Here is a 19087-nt window from a genome sequence, read left to right as displayed (position 1 = left end):
CATCAAGAGCGGCGGGGCTTTAGACCCTTTCCATCAGCGGTTCAATCGCGCGACGGTTCCGGGCGCGCGGCCGAGGACAGGATGCGGCGGTCGTCCTTGGCCTGAAGAAGCACCACCATGCTGTCGGCCTCATCCGTATCGGCGGGCAGGGAAAGCAGCACGGGGCGGCCCGTCCAGTCGCCCAGACGGCGCACTTCGCGCACCACATTGACGTGGGGCACGGCCTGACCGCGATTGTCGCCGCCCTTGATCTCGACCGTCTGCAGGCCGGAGCGATACAGCACCGCCACCACCTCGGCCCCGCCGGGCGGCGGACGGCCCGAGCCGACGCCGACGCGATCGCCGGTTTCGCGGAACTCGATCTCGGGCGGCCAGCCGCGATCACGGGCCTCGGCCTCAACCGCGGCCTTCAGTTCGGGGGGGCGGGCGCCAGACACCTGACGCCGCCCGTCGATGACCACCTGCGGGGTCGAGACGTTGCGCAGCTTCAGCGCCTGACGATAGGCGCGCTGGCGCTCGGCGAACTCGGGCCGGGCGAAGGTGTCGGGCCAGCCCAGATAGTCCCAGTAATCAACGCCATAGGTCAGGACGATGACCCCCGGCTGGGTCGCCACCGTGCCGACGGTGCGGTTGGCCTCGGGACAGCCGGAGCAGCCCTGTGCGGTGAACAGTTCGACCACCACCGGCTGGCCCGGCGCCGGAAGCGGCGCATCCCGGTCCCGCGCGCCGCGCGCGGCCGAAGGCGCAATAGCGGCGGCCGCCGTCGTCAGGCCTACGCCCGCGACGACCGCCGCCATCATCCCGTATCTGATCCAGCCCCGCGCCATGATGGCCGCGATCCTATCCCTTCGGGCCGACGGCGCCGCTCATAAATGCGTGAGCGACGTCACACGCCTTCGCGCTCAAGCAGGCCGAAGGCCGTTAGCGCACTAATAAAGCCCTTTAATCCATCAACTGCTGGGCCAGATAGACATAGTGGCGGGCCCAGCGCCGGGCGTTGGCGACCGGATCGGCGTCGTTGGAGTGGCCGCCCGCCGTGTCCTCATAATAGAGGTGGTCATGGCCCTGATCGCCCAGACGCGCCGCGAACTTGCGGGCGTGGCCGGGGTGGACCCGGTCGTCGCGCGTATTGGTCGTGATGTAGACGCGCGGATATTTCACCTCGGGCCGCAGCTGCTGATAGGCCGAATAGCGCGAGATGAAGGCGGCGTCGGCCGGAATGCGCGGATCGCCGTATTCGCCCATCCACGACGCGCCAGCCGGCAGTTCCTGATAGCGCATCATGTCGATCAGCGGGCTTTCTATGACCGCCGCATTGAACAGCTGCGGGTTCTGGGTGATCGAGACGCTGGTCAGCACCCCGCCGTTGGAGCGGCCATAGATGCCCAGATGACGCGGGCTGGTGATGCGGCGCTGCTCCAGATCGCGGGCCACGGCGGCGAAGTCGTCAAAGGCGCGCTGGCGGTTTTCGCGCAGGGCCGCCTGGTGCCATTGCGGCCCGAACTCGCCGCCGCCGCGGATGTTGGCCTGAACGAAGACGCCGCCGTTCTCGAGCCACAGCTTGCCCATCTCGGGCTTGTAGGCAGGCGGGAAGCTGGCCTGGAAGCCGCCATAGCCGAACATGATGGTGGGCCCGGTCCCGTCCATCGCCAGATTCTTGGGCCGGGTGACGAAGTAAGGGATCTTGGTCCCGTCGGTCGAGGTCGCCTCGAACTGCTCGACCACATGGGTCGAGGCGTCGAACTTGGCCGGGGCCGACTTCAGTTCTGTCAGGGCGCCGCTTGAGACATCGGCCAGGCTGAGCGTCGGCGGCGTCAGGAAGCCCTGCGTCGAGACGAAGACCTGCCCCTTGCCCCGGGCGCTGTCGCCCAGCCCCACGGCGCTGTTGGCCGGCACGGCGATGTCGGTCGCGGTCCAGCCCCCGGCGCCCGGGGTGAAGCGCTTCAGCGTGCCGACGACGTTGTCGGCGATGACGGCGACGATGCTGTCCTCGAACACCCGGACATCCTGCAGGGACTGACGCGCGCCGGGGGCGAAGACCGTGGCGGCTTCACGGCTGATACGGATGTGCTGACGCGGCTGGCCCAGAACCCCCATCGGCAGGGCCAGAAGCGAACCGGCGGCATAGTCCTGACCATCGAAGCTCCACGCCTGTTCGGGCGAGAAGACCAGCTTGCCGCCCAGCACGCCCTGAACGCCCACGCGTTCGGGCAGGGACAGCTGATAGGGCTTGCCGTCGGAACCCGGCGCCCAGATTTCCGAGCGGAAGGTATCCAGCGGACGGCTGAACAGCACCGCCTCGACCTTGCCCGCGCCGTCGCGGAAGACGCGGGGACTGACGCCATAGCCGCCGTCGCCCTGCTGGCCGCGATAGACCTCGGTCGCCTGCGACAGGGACTGGCCGCGTTTCAGGGATTTGATGATGAAGGGATAGCCCGACTCCGTCAGGCTGCCGGGGCCGAAGTCGGTGGCGATCAGCAGGGTGTCGCGGTCCAGCCACGACAGGCGGTGCTTGCCCTCGGGGATGACGAAGCCGCCATCGACAAACCGCTTGGTCGTCAGGTCGAACTCACGCACCGTCACGGCGTCCATGCCGCCGTTGGACAGGTTGATCAGGCAGCGCGTCTCGTCCGGCGCCAGGCAGTTGGCGCCCTTGAACACCCAGTCCTTGCCCTCGGCCTTGGCCAGGGCGTCGATGTCCAGCAGCATCTCCCACTGCGGCTGGGCGGTGCGATAGCTGTCCAGCGTGGTGCGGCGCCAGACGCCCTTGGGATTGGCGGCGTCCTGCCAGAAATTGCCCAGACCCTCGCCCAGGAAGCTGACGCCGGGGATGCGGTCGGTCGCGGTCAGAATGGCCTCGGCCTGCTGGCGGAAGGGCTCATAGCGGCGGTCGCCGGTCAGGGCGGCCAGCGACTTTTCATTCTCGGCGGCGACGAAGGCGCGGGCCTCGGCGCCGTCGACCTCTTCCAGCGCCAGATGGTCGTCAGCGGCCCGGACCCCCTCAGGCGACAGGTCGCGCGGGAAGTGCGGCGGCGGGGTCGTCGCCGAGGCGGCGGCAGGATCGGACACGGCGCCTTCGGCCATGGCGGGCGCGGCGGCCAGCATCAGGGTCGGCAAGGCGACGGACAGGAACAGGTTTTTCACAATCTTCTCCGCTCATCCCCGCGGAGGCGGGGACCCAGTGCTTTGGCCTCAGCAGCCGTCGCCAAAGTTTCGCTCACGGCCAAGGTCGAGCGCAGGGCTCGAACCTGGATCCCCGCCTCCGCAGGGATGAGCGGTGTGGTTTTACCGCTGCGAGGGCTGATCCATCAGCCGCCGCGTCAGATAGGTGTATTCCAGCGCAATGCGGCGGGCCGTCTCGCGCAGGTTGGCGCCGGCCGCGTGGCCGCCGTCGGTGTTTTCATAGAAGAGCACGGGATAGCCCAGTTCTTCCAGTCTCGCCGCCGCCTTGCGGGCATGACCGGGATGGACGCGGTCATCCTTGGTCGAGGTGTGGATGAAGACTTCCGGATAGGGCTGGCCCGCCGCCAGCCGCTGATAGGGCGAGTACGCCTCGATCCAGGCGCGCTGTTCGGGGATGTCCGGGTCGCCGTATTCGCCCATCCATGAGGCGCCCGCCAGCAGCTTGTGGAAGCGCAGCATGTCGAACAGGGGCACCTGAATGACCGCCGCATTGATCAGGTCGGGGCGCTGGGTCAGCATGGCCCCCATGAACAACCCGCCCTGCGAGCCGCCCATGATCCCGAGGTGCGGCTGGCTGGTAATGTTGCGCGCGATCAGATCCTGGGCCACGGCCTGAAAGTCTTCATGAGCGCGCTGGCGGTTCTGCTGCTGGGCAGCCTGGTGCCATTTGGGACCGAACTCGCCGCCGCCGCGCGTATTGGCGATGACATAGACGCCGCCCCGCTCCAGCCACAGCTTGCCCACCGTCGGCGAATAGCCGGGCAGCAGCGACGACTGGAAGCCGCCGTAGCCATAGAGCACCGTCGGGTTCGAGCCGTCCATCGCCATGGCGTCCTTATGGACGACGAAATAGGGGATCATCGTCCCGTCAGCGCTGCGGGCCTCAAACTGGTCAACGCGCATCCCACTGGCGTCGAACTTGTCCGGCAGGGCCTTGGTCAGCGCGACCGCGCCGGTCGCCGCATCGGCCAGATAGAGGCTGGACGGATTCAGATAGCCGGTGACGCTGACGAAGACCTTGTCGTCCTGTTCCGAAGCCGAGCCGACGCCGACGGAGACGTTCTGCGGCAGGTCCAGACGGGTGCGGCTCCAGTCGGCCGGGTCATAGACATAGACCGAGCCGCGCACGTTCTCGTAAAGGGCCACGACCAGCTTGTTGCGGGTGGCGTTGAGCCCCTCGACCGCCTCGCGCTCGCCGGGACGGATGACCAGACGCGCGGGCGTCTTCGGATCGGCCAGCCAGGCCTGAAGCGGCCAGGCGATGACATCGCCGGTCCTGAATTCCTGGCCCGAGGGCGCGGTCCAGTCCTGATCCGTCGTCACCACCAGCTGGCCAGCGACCAGGGCGTTGATGCTGGACTTGAGCGGCAGCTCCAGCTTCCTGGTCCGGCCGTGATCATCCAGCAGCCAGGTCTCGCTTTCGTAGAAGTTGATCCCCCGGTTCAGCAGCACGGCCTGCAATGCGCCGTCGGCGTCGCGCAGGGTGTAGCTGGATACGGAGACATCCGTCTTCTCGCCCGCAAAGACCTCGGCCTGATCGGCTGACGGCCCGCGTTTCATCAGGCGAACCGTGCGCGGATAGCCCGAGTTCGTCAGCGAGCCTTCGCCGAAGTCGCGCGAGACCAGCACCGTGGAGTGGTCGATCCACGTCACGCCGCCCTTGGATTCCGGCAGGTTGAAGCCGTCGGCGACGAAGGTCTTCGTCACCGTGTCGAACTCGCGGATCGTCACCGCATCCTTGCCGCCGTCCGACAGAGAGATCAGGCAGTAGCGCTCGTCCGGCGCCAGGCAGGTCGCGCCCTTATAGACCCAGTTGGCGCCCTCGGCCGCCGACAGGGCGTCGAAGTCCAGGATCGTCTCCCACTGCGGCGCGTCGGTGCGATAGCTGTCCAGCGTCGTGCGCCGCCAGATGCCGCGCACATGGTCCGCGTCCTGCCAGAAGTTGTCCACATAGCCGTCGTGGGTGAAGCCGGGCGAAGGGATGCGGTCGCGCGACTGCACCAGATCCAGCGCCTGCTGATGCAGGGTTTCATAGCGCGGATCGCCCTGCAGCACGCCCAGAGAGGTTTCGTTGTGGGCCTTGACCCAGTCCATGGCGCGTTCGCCTTCGACCTCTTCTAGCCACAGATAGGGATCGGTCGCGTCGCTGGTCGCGAAACCGCCGGTCGTTGCGGCGGCAGGGGAGGGCGTCTGGGCCATGGCGAAGGGGGCGGCTCCGGCGGCAAGGGAAAGAACGGCGATGGACGCCACAGTGCGAATGATCATCAGGTCCCTCGGGTGGGCTATGAATCTTGGCCGTCACCCTGACCGTCGCGCCGCAAGGGGGCAAGCGTCCGCAATCTTACGGCTGTGTAATCTTTCGACGCAGCGCGGGGGTCTCAGTCGCCGTCGTCGGGGATGCACAGGATCTGGCCGCAGGCCTTGCAGTGGACGGCGTCGGGGTCGTGTTTCTGCAGGCCGCAGGTGGGGCAGGGGAACTTCACCTTGTGCGGCCGCAACAGGGTCTGGGCCAGACGGATGAACAGGGTGATGCCCACCAGCATGACGACGATGGAGATCACCCGGCCCCAGTTGCCCGGCAGGGTGATGTCGCCGAACCCCGTCGTCGTCAGGGTGGCGACGGTGAAATAAAGCGCGTCGAGATAGCCGTTGATATGCTCGGCCTTGCCCCGGAAATAGGCGTAGACGAAGCCGGTCACGACAAAGACGAAGGTGATCAGGGCGGCCAGGGCGCGGGTGATCTCCTCGACCCGCGTGTCGTCGAACCGGCGGCCGATGGTGCGCCAGAACAGGTCGCTGTTCAGCAGGCTCCATAGGCGCAGCAGCCGCAGGAAGCCGAAATTGGCCAGCCATGCGGGAAACAGCAGCGTCGCCAGCACGAACAGATCGACCCAGACGATCGGCTTCTTCAGCCAGTCGCGGATGTCGGAATAGGCATAGGCCCGCGCCGCCAGATCCAGCCCCAGAATGGCGGCGATGAAATAGTCGGCGACATAGAAGACCCAGCCCGCCTCCTTCAGGATCGGCGCGGCCAAAAAGAAGCCGATGATCATCAGGTCGATGCTGATGACCATCAGGCGGAACTTCACCGCTGTCGGCTGCGTCCCGTGATAGAGGTAGCGCAGGCGGGCCCGCAGCCTCAGTCTGTCGTGATCGACGCTTGCGCCGTTTTCGCTGGTCATCAGGCCAAGCGATACATGAAGCCGCGAAAAATCCTATATGAAGATGGCCATGACCGCTTCTTCCGCTCTCGCCTCCGGCCGCCCCTATGTCCGCATGAACGGCGCCGGGAACGCCTTTGTCGTCGTTCAGGCCTTCGACCGCCCCTTCCATCCGACGGGCGATCAGGTGCGCGCCATGGCCGATCCGGCCACGGGGCCGGGCGGCTTCGACCAGTTGATCGGCATAGAGCCGTCGGAAACGGCCGACGCCTTCATGCGGGTGTGGAACGCCGACGGGTCTATGGTCCAGACCTGCGGCAACGCCCTGCGCTGCGTCGGCTGGCTGCTGCTGCAGGCCACGGACAAGGAGACGGTGGTCATCGACACCGCCGCCGGCCCCACCACCGCCCGCCGCGCTTCCACGCCCTCAGCCCCCCACTCCCCCTCCCCTTCAGGCCGCGTCGGGTCGGGAGATCCCGCAGGGTCGACGATCGCGGCCCATCATAGAGTCACCGTCGACATGGGTCCGCCGCGTCTGGAGTGGGATCAGGTTCCGCTGGCCGAGGCGATGGATACGCGCGGGATCGAGCTTCAGGTCGGGCCGATCGATGCGCCGGTCCTGCACACGCCCGGCGCCGTCTCCATGGGCAATCCGCACGTCGTCTTCTTCACCGACCGTCAGGACGACGCCTTCGTGCGCGCGTCCGGCTCTCTGGTTGAACACCACCCGCTTTTCCCGGAGGGCGTCAATGTCGGCTTCGCCCATGTCCTGTCGCCCGATCACATTAGGTTGCGGGTCTGGGAGCGCGGCGCGGGCCTGACGCTGGCCTGCGGCACGGGCGCCTGCGCCGCCCTTGTGGCCTGTGCGCGACGCGGCCTGACCGGCCGAAAGGCTGCTGTGACGGTTGATGGCGGGGAATTGACCATCGAATGGGACGAGGCGTCAGGCCACGTCTTCATGACCGGCCCGGTCGAGGTCGAAGGGACCGGCGCCCTGCCGACAGCGTAACTACAGGGCTTTTGAGGGCCCTTGACCCGGCGTCAGCTGTTGTCCCCGCCGTTTGCAGGTTCTAGGAACGAGGAGCGCCCCCCTTTCCGAGACACAAATGCCCGAACTGACCGATAAACAGACCTTCTCCGACGACGACGCCCTGGAGTTCCACAGCGATCCGACGCCGGGCAAGATCTCCATGGCCCCCACCAAGCCGATGGCGACCCAGCGCGACCTGTCGCTGGCCTATTCGCCGGGCGTGGCCGTGCCGGTCCTGGCCATCGCCGAAGATGCGGACAAGGCCTATGACTATACGTCCAAGGGCAATCTGGTCGCGGTCATCTCGAACGGCACCGCCATCCTGGGCCTGGGCCATCTGGGTCACATGGCCTCCAAGCCGGTGATGGAAGGCAAGTCGGTCCTGTTCAAACGCTTCGCCGACGTCGACAGCTTCGACGTCGAGGTGAAGACCACCGATCCGGACGAGTTCGTCACCGTGGTCAAGAACATCGGCGACACCTGGGGCGGCATCAATCTGGAGGACATCAAGTCCCCGGAATGCTTCGAGATCGAGGCTCAGCTGCAGGACCTGCTGGACATCCCCGTCTTCCACGACGACCAGCACGGCACCGCCATCATCTCGACCGCCGGTCTGATCAACGCCTGCCACATCGTCGGCAAGAAGCTGGAGGACATCAAGGTCGTCCTGTCCGGCGCGGGCGCGGCGGGCCTGTCCTCCATCGCCCTGATGAAGGCGGCGGGCGTCAAGGCCGAGAACACCACCATCTGCGACCGTCAGGGCGTCATCTACAAGGGACGGGACAACGTCTCCCAGTGGCAGGCGGCGCACGCCACCGACACGCCGCACCGCACCCTGGCGGACGCCATGGTCGGCGCCGACGTGGTGCTGGGCCTGTCGGCCAAGGGCGCGATCACCAAGGAGATGGTCGCCTCCATGGCGCCCAATCCGATCATCTTCGCCATGGCCAACCCCGACCCGGAAATCACGCCCGAAGACGTGATGTCGGTGCGCTCTGACGCCATCATGGCGACGGGCCGCTCGGACTATGTGAACCAGATCAACAACGTCCTGGCCTTTCCCTATCTGTTCCGCGGCGCGCTGGACGTGCGCGCGCGCCAGATCAACCACGACATGAAGATCGCCTGCGCCCACGCCCTGGCGGCGCTGGCGCGCGAAGACGTGCCGGACGAGGTCGCCGCCGCCTATCGCGGGCGCAAGCTGAAGTTCGGCCCGGACTACATCATCCCGACCCCGTTCGACCCGCGCCTGATCTGGTACATCCCGCCCTTCATCGCCCAGGCGGCGATGGATTCCGGCGTCGCGCGCAAGCCGATCGAGGACATGGACGCCTACCGCATCAGCCTGCGCCAGCGGGTCGATCCGTCGGCCGCCCTGATGCAGAAGATCCAGGGCAGCGTGCGCTCGGGTCCGAAACAGCGCGTCGTCTTCGCCGAGGGCGAGGAACAGTCGGTGATCCGCGCCGCCTGGGCCTTCAAACAGGCTGAACTGGGCACGCCCATCCTGGTCGGCCGCGAAGAACTGATCCGCCAGAACGCGGCTGAAGCCGGTCTGATCTTCGATGATCTGGGCATCCAGATCATGAACGCCCGGATTTCCGAGCGGAACACCGAATACGTCGACTGGCTCTACGCCCGCCTGCAGCGTCGCGGCTATCTGCGCCGCGACGTGCAGCGTATGATCAATCAGGACCGCAACTATTTCGCCGCCGCCATGGTCGCGCGCGGCGAGGCGGACTGCATGGTCACCGGCGTGACCCGCAACTTCAACATGGCCCTGAAAGAGGTCCGCCGCGTCCTGGACGTCAAGGACCGCATGATCGGCCTGTCGATCCTGCTGGCCAAGGGGCGCACCCTGTTCGTGGCCGACACCTCGATCCACGAACTGCCCGACGCCGCCGAACTGGCCGAGATCGCGGTCAAGGCCGCCGCCACGGTCAAGACGCTGGGCCGCACGCCGCGTGTCGCCTTCCTCAGCTATTCGACCTTCGGCGATCCCCCGGGCAACCGCGGCGAGAAGGTGCGCGAGGCCATCCGCATCCTGGACGGCATGGGCGTCGACTTCGAATATGAAGGCGAAATGCCCCCGGCGCTGGCGCTGAACTCTGAGGCGCGGGCCAACTATCCGTTCATGCGCCTGACCGGCGACGCCAATGTGCTGGTCATGCCGGCCATCCATTCCGCCGCCATCTCGACGCGCCTGGTTCAGGCGCTGGGCGGCGCGACGGTGATCGGCCCGCTGCTGGTCGGTCTTGAGAAGTCGGTGCAGATCGTGCCGCTGGGCGCCTCGGTCAGCGAGATCATGACCGCCGCCACCTTCGCCGCCTATGCGGAGGGGCCGAACGAGGCGTAACCCTCGTCACCCGGTGAAGATTGAAGAGGCGGCTCCCTGCGGGCCGCCTCTTTCTTTTTGGGCTAAATTCCCATGAAGCGTTGGGCAATGCCTGCTCACCCGCTCATCCCGGCGGACGCCGGGACCCAGTAAGAACGCCAAACTCCAGCTTGAACGCGGAAGCCCGCCCTTTAAAGCCAAAGCGCTGGATCCCGGCGTCCGCCGGGATGAGCGGAAATCAAGCGTCTGCGCCTCCATTCAAGACGCAGTCAGCCCTTGTCTTTTTAAACGTCAGGCGTCCTGCCCCAGACGGCGGCGCTCGAACGTCAGCCGCACCCATTCCGCCAGACAGAAGATCACGGCGATCACGCCCAGCCAGGCGGCGATGACGAACATGGCGGCATAGCCCTGACGCTCGATCAGTTCGCCCAGCGCCCCCCGGCCAAGGGTGCCGATCAACAGGGCCAGAGAGGTGAAGACGGCGAACTGCACCGCGCCGAACATCTTGTTCGACAGGGCCGACAGATAGGCGACGAAGGCCGCGCCCGCGAAGCCGCCGGCGATGTTCTCGCCCGCGATGGCCAGCATCAGCCGCGCCAGAGGTTCGCCGATGCCGAAGGCGCCGAACAGCTTGTACAGACCCGTCATCTGCATGAAGCCGCCGATCCACGGCGCGCCCAGCGCCAGATCCATCATAAGCAGGTTCGTCGCCGCCGACAGCACGGCGCCCAGCAACAGACTGGCCATCCGGCCGATGACCAGCAGCGCCCATCCGCCCAGAGCAATACCCAGAATGGTCATGACCACGCCGAAGGTCTTGGACGCCAGGGCGATCTCGGTCTTGGTGTGGCCCAGCGCCCCGCCGGTGTCCCCCATGTAGAAGGGGAAGGCGAACGGCCCCCAGACGCCGTCAGTGATGCGATAGGTCAGGATCAGCCCCAGCACGATCACCGCGCCCCAGCCCAGCCGCCCCATCAGTTCGACCAGCGGCGCCAGAATGGCGTCATAAAGGGTGTTGGCGAAGGCTGGTCCCTGATCCGTTGCGGCGGCGGGCCCTGCCTTGCCCCCGCGCCAGACGATGATGCCGGCCAGAAGGGCGGGCAGGATCACCGCCATGCCGACGATCCACGGTCCCCAGACGGCGGTGAATTCTCCGGCGCTGGGCGCAGGCTTGACGGTCAGGGCCGTGACCATGAAACGCACCAGCATGAAGGCCGCCCACGCCCAGGCGATCAGGGTGATCCCCAGCGCCGTCATCCGCAGACGCGGCGACCCGATCCGCTCACGCGCAATGGCGGCGCGCGGCGCAGGCTTGGGCTCGGGCGCGATCAGGGCGCCCAGAACGCCCAGCCCCATCAGGCCCGCCCCGATCACAAACGTCGCCGACCAGCCCAGATGATCGGCCAGCACCAGCGCCCCTGCGCCTCCGACCAGCGCCGCCGTGCGGAAGCCCAACTGATAGACGGTGGACAGCAGGTCGACCGGCGTCCGCTCGTCCGCCACCTCGATCCGCCAGGTGTCGATGACGATGTCCTGCGTGGCCGAGGCGAAGGCGCCCAGAGCCGCAGCACAGGCCAACACCACAATGGCGCCCGTGCCCGGATGCGACAGGGCGATGGCCAGCAGCGCCGCGATCAGCACGGTCTGGCACAGGATCAGCCACGAGCGCCGCCGCCCCATCCGGCCCAGCACCGGCGGCGTCAGGCCGACCGCAGGCGACCACAGAAACTTGAAGGCGCCGAACAGCCCCACCCACGACAGCACGCCGATGGTGGCGACCGACACGCCCGCGTCCGACAGCCAGGCGTTCAGCGTGCCGAACAGCATGGCGAAGGGCAGTCCGGCCGAGAATCCCAGCAGCAGCATGGCCAGGGTCCGCCGCTCGCGGAAGGCGGCCTTGAGCACGCCCAGCCCCTTTGGGGACGGCTGCAGCGCCGCGACCTCGGAAGCGGGCGTCTTGGAATCGGTCATGCAAGGCTCCGGCGGACGCCGCCGGGGCAAACGGACGACGGGCTACTGGCGGTTCAGGAAACCGCGACCTTGGCGCGGTTGGCGGCGTTCGTCCAGCGGGTCAGGATCAGGCGAAGGGCGTCGGCTTCCAGCGGCTTGGCCAGATGATCGTTCATTCCCGCTTCCAGACAGACGGCGCGATCCTCGGCGAAGGCGTTGGCGGTCAGGGCGATGACCGGCGTCCGGTCCCCCCGCGCGCGCAGGGCCCGGGTCGCGCGCGGCCCGTCCAGATGCGGCATCCGCATGTCCATGAACACCATGTCGAACCGGGCCGCCGCCATCGCGTCCAGGGCTTCGTGTCCATCAGCGGCGGTCTGGACGACGCAGCCCTCGCGTCTCAGCAGGGTTCTGGCCAGAAGGGCGCCCACCGGATTGTCCTCGACCAGCAGGACGCGCACGCCGCGGAACGCGACCCGGGTCACGCGGTCGTCCTCGACAGGCAGGAGCGGCGGCGTCGGCAGACCCCGCTGCGGAGCCGCCGCCGCCAGCACCCGTTCGGCCAGGGATGCGGGGCGCAGCGGCTTGATCAGATAGCCGCAGAAACCGGCGGCGCGGTAGCGGCTGATCAACTCCCGCTCGGACGGGCGCAACAGGACAACCGCTTGCCCGGCGGCCGGTTTGTTCGCCAGTTCGTCCGGCTCGGCGCCGGCATGATCGACCAGGGTCACGGCCGCCTGCCGCGCGATACGGCCCCCGCAGGCGATGACCTGATCGGTGGCGGCCTGACGCACGAAGGCGTCGGGCGTGCGGATGGCGACCGCCATGCCCTCCAGCGGCCGGGCGCGCCCAGCCGCCCCGGGGGCGACCGGAAACGACGCCTCGAACCGGAAGCGGGCGCCGGGGCCGTCGGGGCGGTCCAGCACCTCGACCTGACCGTTCATGGCCATGGCCAGCCGTCGCACCACCGCCAGCCCCAGACCTGCGCCGTCGAAGCGGGCGGCGTCGGAAACATCGGCGTGGCCGAACTCTTCAAAAATGCGGCTGCGCGCCTCTGGCGGCACGCCGGGCCCGGTGTCGTCGACGATGAAGGCCAGCCGCGCCTGAGCCGGGTCCGTAGAAACGCCGTCAGGAGGGAGGGCCTCCACGGCCAGTCGGACGCCGCCCCGGTCGGTGAACTTCACCGCATTGCCCGTCAGGTTGAACAGGATCTGCCGCAGACGGCCTTCATCGGCGACGATGTCCGGCGCATCGGCGGCCACCGACCAGACGATCTCCAGATCCTTGTCATGGGCGCGCGGACTCAGCAGTTCGGCGACGCCCCGAACCATGGCCTCCAGATCGACCGGCGCCGGGTCGAACTCCAGCGCGCCCGCCTCAAGCCGGGCGTAGTCCAGAAGATCGTTGACCAGCCCCAGCAGATGTTCGGCCGATTTCTGCGCCGCCTCCGCATAGGCGCGCTGCGCCCCGTCCAGACGGGTGCGCGACAACAGGCCCAGCATGCCGATGACGCCGTTCAGGGGCGTGCGCATTTCGTGGCTCATCAGTCGCAGGAATTGCTGCTCAGGCGCGACGCCCGACCCCGCTTCCGCGTCCGGAGAAGGCGGGTGGTCGGCCGTGGCGGGCGCGGGTGTTCTGCGGGTCTGTCCCATGACCGCCAGACTGGCGCGGCCGGGTTAATTACACGCGAACGGCGTCTGATCCTTTCCGGACGCCGGGATCGGGAAACAAGGCCCGCCGACTGGCCTGCCGGTCGAAGTCCTCATGGGCGCCCAGCGTGCTGCGACGATACATCAGGGCCTCGGCGACATGGCGGCGCAGCACGCCGTCCATCCCGTCCAGATCGGCGATGGTGCGCGCCAGCCGCAGGGTGCGGACCCAGCCGCGCGCAGTCAGCCCGCCTGCCTCGCCCGCCTTCATCAGCAGGGCGCGCCCCGCCTGATCGGGGGCGGCGAACCTTTCCAGCGCCTCGCCCGAGGCGCGGGCGTTCAGCGCCTGAATACCCGTCAGACCCGCCTCGGCCTGACGGGCCTCCTGCATCTGCATGGCGGCGGCGACGCGCGCGGCGGCCTCGGCTGTGCCCTCGGCGGGCGGCGGCAGGATCATGTCCGCAGCCGTGACCGCAGGGGTGTCCACCGTCAGGTCGATGCGGTCGAACATCGGGCCGGAAATGCGGTTCTGATAGTCCTTCTGACAGCGGGGCGCCTTGCCGCAGGCGCCCCGCCCCGGCCCGCCCAGACCGCAGCGGCAGGGGTTCATCGCCGCCACCAGCTGAAACCGCGCCGGATAGCGCACATGGGCGTTGGCCCGCGCCACCACGATCTCGCCCGTCTCCAGCGGCTGACGCAGGCTGTCCAGCGCCTGAGCCGAATATTCCGGCAGCTCATCCAGGAACAGCACGCCGTTATGGGCGAGGGAGACTTCCCCGGGCCGGGCCTTCAGCCCGCCGCCCGTCAGAGCCGCCATCGAGGCCGAATGATGGGGCGCGCGGAACGGTCGCTCGCGTGTCAGAGCGCCGCGCTCGATCAGGCCCGCCACCGACCAGACCATCGACGTCTCCAGCCGCTCCATCGGCGTCAGCGGCGGCAGCAGGCCGGGCAGTCGCGCCGCCATCATCGACTTGCCCGAACCGGGCGGGCCGACGAATAGCAGATTGTGGCCGCCGGCGGCGGCGATCTCCAGCGCCCGCTTGGCGCCTTCCTGGCCCTTGACCTCGCGCAGGTCGGGGGCTGCGCGGCCCTCGATCACCGGCCCGGGCTGGGGCGGGCGCAGCACCTGGGTTCCGCGGAAATGATTGATCAGCCCGATCAGGGAGCGCGGCGCCAGCAACCGCACATCGCCCGCCCAGGCGGCCTCTGGACCGTTCGTCTCGGGGCAGATCAGGCCCAGACCCATGCCGTTCACCGCCATCGCGGCGGGCAGGGTTCCTCCAACCCCGGCGATCTGACCATCCAGCCCCAGTTCGCCCACCGCCGCCCAGCCGTCCAGCGCGTCCGGCCCGATCACCCCCATGGAGGCCAGCAGGGCCAGGGCGATGGGCAGGTCGAAATGGCTGCCCTCCTTGGGCAGGTCGGCCGGGGCCAGATTGGCGATCACCTTCTTGGCCGGAAGCGCCAGACCAATGCCCGCAAAGGCGCCGCGCACCCGTTCACGGCTTTCGGCCACCGCCTTGTCCGGCAGGCCGACAATGGCGAAGGCCCCGGCGGGCGAACCGACCTGTTGCACCTCGACATCGACCCGACGCGCCTCGACACCGTCGAAAGCCACCGTCACCACCCGCGCGACCATGCCTGTTCCCTCCGCAGAAATGGGAACAAATCACGAACTTACACGAACTGCAAGAGCGTTGTTTGGTCAGTTTTCCGGCAGGTTCGCCTCAGGCGCAATCGTATGGATCACCTCGCCTTTTGCGTTGAGGAACTGGATGGCGCCGAAGCCTTCTTCCGTCACCGTCAGGCGCAGGCGCGGCTTGTCGTTGCGGTCCGACAGGGCGACGGCGGGCGTTCCGTCCGCATCCAGCGACAGGCGCATGCGCGTCGGCGTCGCGACCCCCGGAACCAGAGCCCCGCCCAATCCGGCCTCGCGCACCAGAGGCGGCGCCTGATTGAAGACGAAACTGACCGAGCCGTCGGGCGACACCCGCCAGCCGACCGCATCCATCGCCGGATGGTCCAGCGCCAGCACGGCCATGCCGCCGTCCACGTCGGCCGTGCCGAAGCCGCCGCGCTCGCTGCCCTTGTCGTCATAGAGGATCAGACCGGCGACGTTGAAGGCGCGCTTGTACTGGATCCCGTCGATGATCGGAGGCGGGGTCGCGCCCGACAGGGTCATGCGGATCGTCCCGTCGGCGTCGACGATGTCGATACGGCGGGCGCTGATGCGGTCGTGATCGGGCGTCTCGATCCGCGTCTGCGGCGTTCGCGTCTCGATGATGCGCTCAAGCGCCTCCAGCGACGGGCGTCTGGGCGCAGCCTCCTGAGCCAGCGCCGGACAGGCGATCGCCAGCGCCGAAACGGCCAGCGCCGCCCTGCGGATGCCGGTCTTGATGAATGTCGTCATGGGCTCCCCTCCCTTTGAATGCGGCGTCAGGCGGCCGCAGCCTTCTTCTGTTCGATGACTTCCCACATGCGTTCGGTCGCATCGATCCCGGCGAAGTTCAGCAACTGCTGGGCGCCGGTGGGGGAGGTGACGTTGATCTCGGTCAGATAGTCGCCGATCACGTCGATGCCGACGAAGATCAGGCCGCGTTCCTTCAGATAGGGGGCGATGGCGGCGCAGATCTCAAGGTCGCGCGGCGTCAGCTCGACCGGCGCGGCCGTGCCGCCGACGCGCAGGTTCGAGCGCACCTGATCCTTGGCCGGAATGCGGTTGATCGCGCCGACCGGCTCGCCGTCGACCAGGATGATGCGCTTGTCGCCCGCCGAGACGGCCGGGATGAACTTCTGGATCACCAGAGGATCGCGCGACCCGGCCGCGTGGATCTCGATCAGGGCTTCGAGGTTGGGATCGTCCGCTTTCAGCCGCACCACGCCCGAACCGGCCGCGCCATGCAGGGGCTTGAGCACCACATCGCCATGACGGCGGTGGAAGTCGACCAGGGCCTTCGGATCGGACGACACCAGGGTCGGCGGCTGCAGGCCGGGGAAGAGGGTGGCGATCAGCTTCTCGGGCGCCGAGCGCACCTCGGCCGGATCATTGACCACCAGCGTCCTGGGATGCACCCGCTCCAGCAGATAGGTGGCGGTGACATAGGCCATGTCGAACGGCGGATCCTGACGCATCAGGATGACGTCGATGTCCTTTTCCAGATCCAGCCGCTGTTCCGGGCCGAAGTCGGCGTGCTCGCCCTGTTTGCGCTGTACGGTCACCGGGCGGGCGCGGCAGAACAGGCGGCCGTCCTCCAGAGCGAGGGTGCGGAAATCATAGACCCACAGCTTGTGACCGCGCGCCTGCCCGGTCAGGGCCATCAGAAAGGTGGTGTCCGACTCGACGTTGACCGCCTCGAGCGGGTCCATCTGGATGGCGACCTTGAGCATGGGGTGTCCTTCTTGGTGGGCGCTATCGCTCGCGCCGCGGGCGCTTGCTGCTTGAGCGCGGTGCGCTGCTGATCGTTAGTTGAGACTGTGAAGCGTCGGCCGCAAGGGCGAACTGCGTGGTGTTGGCGGATTGGCGCGCATCTGGTCTTCAGACGCCCATGAAGCTGGCGCGCGACGGACACAGGTCCGAGATCACGCATCCCGGACATTTCGGCCGCTGCGCCAGACAGGTGTAGCGGCCGTGCAGGATCAGCCAGTGGTGCGCCTTGGCCAGCCAGGCGTCCGGCACGATCTGGTGCAGCTGCTGCTCGACCTTGTCCGGCGTCGCGGCGTTGGCCAGACCCAGCCGGTGCGAGACGCGGAAGACGTGGGTGTCCACCGCGATGGCCGGCTCGATCCCCAGTTCGTTCAGCACCACGCTGGCGGTCTTGCGCCCGACGCCGGGCAGGGCCTGCAGGTCAGCGCGGTTCAGCGGCACCTCGCCGCCGTGCTGTTCGACCAGCATCCGCGCGGCGGCGATGACGTTCTTCGCCTTGGTGCGATAAAGGCCGATGGAGGCGATCAGGGGGATCAGTCCCTCCTCGCCCAGAGCCAGCATCTTCTGCGGCGTATCGGCGATGGCGAACAGGGCCTTGGTCGCCTTGTTGACCCCCACGTCGGTCGCCTGCGCCGACAGGGCGACGGCCACCACCAGCGTATAGGGATTGACGAAATCCAGCTCGGTCTTCGGATCGGGCATGATGTCCGACAGGCGGACGAAGATCTCCTCCACCCGGTCTTCATCGGGCGGCCAGCTGATGATGGCGCCGACAGGGGCCTTCTTCGGCTGACGCGAGCGCTTGCCCGGCGGCGGGGTCAGGGCGGCTCGGGTCGCGCGTGAAGCAGGGCGACGAGCGGCGGTAGGAGGCGAGGTGGTTTTGCGGCCGGTCATGCGACGGACTTCGCCTTCCGCAGGGCCGTCGTCAACGGGCGGAGCCTGCTTGACGCTGATTGCGGCTTCGCTCAAGCCTCCGGACCAGGGAAATGGGGGAGAGGATCATGGTCAAGCATGCGCGCGCCCTGGCGGCTGCGTCGATGATGATGCTGGCGATGGCGCCGCTGTCGGCGGGGGCGGCGGACAGGGCGGATCATCCGACCGACCGCGCCGTTGTCTATCATGGGGCTGTCCTGATTGACGGAACCGGCGCCCCGCCGCGCAGCGGACTCAGCGTTGTGGTGCAGGGCGAGCGCATCGTGGCCGTCCAGCCGGACTCTGCGCCCGCGCCTGCAGGCGCTGAACGGGTCGATGTCTCGGGCCTCCATGTCCTGCCGGGCCTGATCGACAGCCATGTGCATGTCGCCACCCCGCCGGATGCGGCAAGGGCGCACGCCCATATGCGCCGCTGGCTCTATTCGGGCGTGACCGCCGTGCGCGGCATGGCGGACGATCTGCGCTCCGTCAGCGAACTGGCGCGTCAGGCGCGGGTGGGCGAGGTCGCCTCGCCGGACATCTATTACGCCGCCTTGATGGCGGGTGAGGGCTTCTTCAACGATCCGCGCACCCATGCCGTGACGGCGGGCGCGGTTCCGGGACAGACGCCGTGGATGCAGGCGATCGGGGTCGATACGGATCTGCCTCTCGCTGTCGCCATGGCGCGCGGCACTTCAGCCTCGGGGATCAAGATCTATGCGGACCTGCCTGCGGAGTGGGTCGCGGCCATCGCCGCCGAGGCCCGTCGTCAGGGCGTCCCCGTATGGACCCACGCCATGGTCTATCCGGCGACCCCGCAGGAGGTGATTGACGCCGGACCTGACGTCATGTCCCACGCCTGCATACTGGCGCATCAGGCCCAGCCGCCGCAGGACCGCCCGCAAAGCTACGCCACCCGCACGCCGATTGATCGCGCCCCCTTCCTGAACGGAGACAATCCCGTCGTTCAGGGCCTGTTGGACCAGATGCGCGACCGGGACATCATTCTGGATGCGACGGTGTGGGTTTACGCGGATCAGGAACGGGCCGTCGCCGACCGTCCCGGCGCCCGACAGCCCATCTGTTCCGGTCCCATGGTCTTCGCCTTGACCCGGCAGGCGTATCGCACCGGGGTCGCCATCGCCGCCGGCACGGATGGAGAGACGCCGGACGCTGATCCCTGGCCCGCTCTGTTGCAGGAGATGGAGCTGTTGCAGAACGCGGTCGGCATGACGCCGGGCGATGTCATTGTCGCGGCGACGGCTACGGCTGCGCGGGCGTTGAACCAGCAGGCGGACATGGGAACCCTGGCGCCGGGCAAGCTGGCCAATATGATCTTTGTGGCGGGCGACCCCTCGACCGATGTGGCGGAACTGCGCCGCCTTGTCTTCACGGTGAAACGGGGTCAGCGCTTCGTGCGCAGCGATTTTACAGTTCCTTCGAATTGAA

Annotated in this window: 13 protein-coding genes; 3 read left to right on the top strand and 10 right to left on the bottom strand. The window is 67.9% G+C overall.

The genetic code is table 11. The features are described from left to right. Positions 1-41: 41 nt before the first annotated feature. The 4 genes from ABE454_RS03790 to ABE454_RS03775 all read right to left on the bottom strand — a co-directional run bounded on the left by ABE454_RS03790 (position 42) and on the right by ABE454_RS03775 (position 6365). The gene (locus ABE454_RS03790; RefSeq protein WP_346529241.1) at positions 42-827 is read right to left on the bottom strand and encodes a DUF1223 domain-containing protein; all 786 of its coding nucleotides are present in this window, start codon (positions 825-827) and stop codon (positions 42-44) included. 115 nt (positions 828-942) lie between these two features. Further along, a complete protein-coding gene (locus ABE454_RS03785) occupies positions 943-3105 on the bottom strand; it encodes a prolyl oligopeptidase family serine peptidase (protein WP_430825684.1) in 2163 nt (720 codons plus the stop codon). A gap of 180 nt (positions 3106-3285) precedes the next feature. After that, the gene (locus ABE454_RS03780; RefSeq protein WP_346529237.1) at positions 3286-5448 is read right to left on the bottom strand and encodes a prolyl oligopeptidase family serine peptidase; all 2163 of its coding nucleotides are present in this window, start codon (positions 5446-5448) and stop codon (positions 3286-3288) included. A gap of 113 nt (positions 5449-5561) precedes the next feature. Continuing rightward, positions 5562-6365, bottom strand: coding sequence for a potassium channel family protein (locus tag ABE454_RS03775; protein ID WP_346529234.1), 804 nt, complete (start codon positions 6363-6365; stop codon positions 5562-5564). Between the two features lie 49 nt (positions 6366-6414). Between ABE454_RS03775 and dapF the strand changes: the two genes are divergently transcribed. Beyond that, positions 6415-7353, top strand: coding sequence for a diaminopimelate epimerase (gene dapF / locus ABE454_RS03770; RefSeq protein ID WP_346529232.1), 939 nt, complete (start codon positions 6415-6417; stop codon positions 7351-7353). A 97-nt stretch (positions 7354-7450) separates the two neighbouring features. Further along, on the top strand, positions 7451-9727 hold the full coding sequence (locus tag ABE454_RS03765) for an NADP-dependent malic enzyme (RefSeq protein WP_346529230.1): 2277 nt from the start codon (positions 7451-7453) through the stop codon (positions 9725-9727). Between the two features lie 270 nt (positions 9728-9997). Here the strand turns inward: ABE454_RS03765 and ABE454_RS03760 are convergent, their stop codons facing one another. The 6 genes from ABE454_RS03760 to nth all read right to left on the bottom strand — a co-directional run bounded on the left by ABE454_RS03760 (position 9998) and on the right by nth (position 17620). Further along, a complete protein-coding gene (locus ABE454_RS03760) occupies positions 9998-11677 on the bottom strand; it encodes an AmpG family muropeptide MFS transporter (RefSeq protein WP_346529227.1) in 1680 nt (559 codons plus the stop codon). 53 nt (positions 11678-11730) lie between these two features. Then, positions 11731-13305: a response regulator gene (locus tag ABE454_RS03755; protein WP_346529225.1), complete on the bottom strand. Its 1575-nt coding sequence runs from the start codon at positions 13303-13305 to the stop codon at positions 11731-11733. 28 nt (positions 13306-13333) lie between these two features. Beyond that, entirely contained in the window at positions 13334-14941 is a 1608-nt protein-coding gene (locus tag ABE454_RS03750) for a YifB family Mg chelatase-like AAA ATPase (protein WP_346529222.1), read from the bottom strand. A gap of 66 nt (positions 14942-15007) precedes the next feature. Next, entirely contained in the window at positions 15008-15712 is a 705-nt protein-coding gene (locus ABE454_RS03745; protein ID WP_346529220.1) for a hypothetical protein, read from the bottom strand. 26 nt (positions 15713-15738) lie between these two features. Further along, positions 15739-16689, bottom strand: coding sequence for a glutathione synthase (gene gshB, locus ABE454_RS03740; protein ID WP_346529217.1), 951 nt, complete (start codon positions 16687-16689; stop codon positions 15739-15741). A gap of 148 nt (positions 16690-16837) precedes the next feature. Beyond that, positions 16838-17620, bottom strand: coding sequence for an endonuclease III (gene nth, locus ABE454_RS03735; protein WP_346529215.1), 783 nt, complete (start codon positions 17618-17620; stop codon positions 16838-16840). 107 nt (positions 17621-17727) lie between these two features. Between nth and ABE454_RS03730 the strand changes: the two genes are divergently transcribed. Then, positions 17728-19086, top strand: a complete 1359-nt coding sequence (locus ABE454_RS03730; protein ID WP_346529213.1) for an amidohydrolase family protein — start codon at positions 17728-17730, stop codon at positions 19084-19086. Position 19087: the final 1 nt, after the last annotated feature.

The sequence above is a fragment of the Brevundimonas diminuta genome, from assembly GCF_039673845.1.
Lineage (GTDB): Bacteria > Pseudomonadota > Alphaproteobacteria > Caulobacterales > Caulobacteraceae > Brevundimonas > Brevundimonas diminuta_E.
The sequence above is the reverse complement of the archived record's forward strand: the minus strand, read 5'-3'. Positions and strand labels throughout refer to the sequence as shown.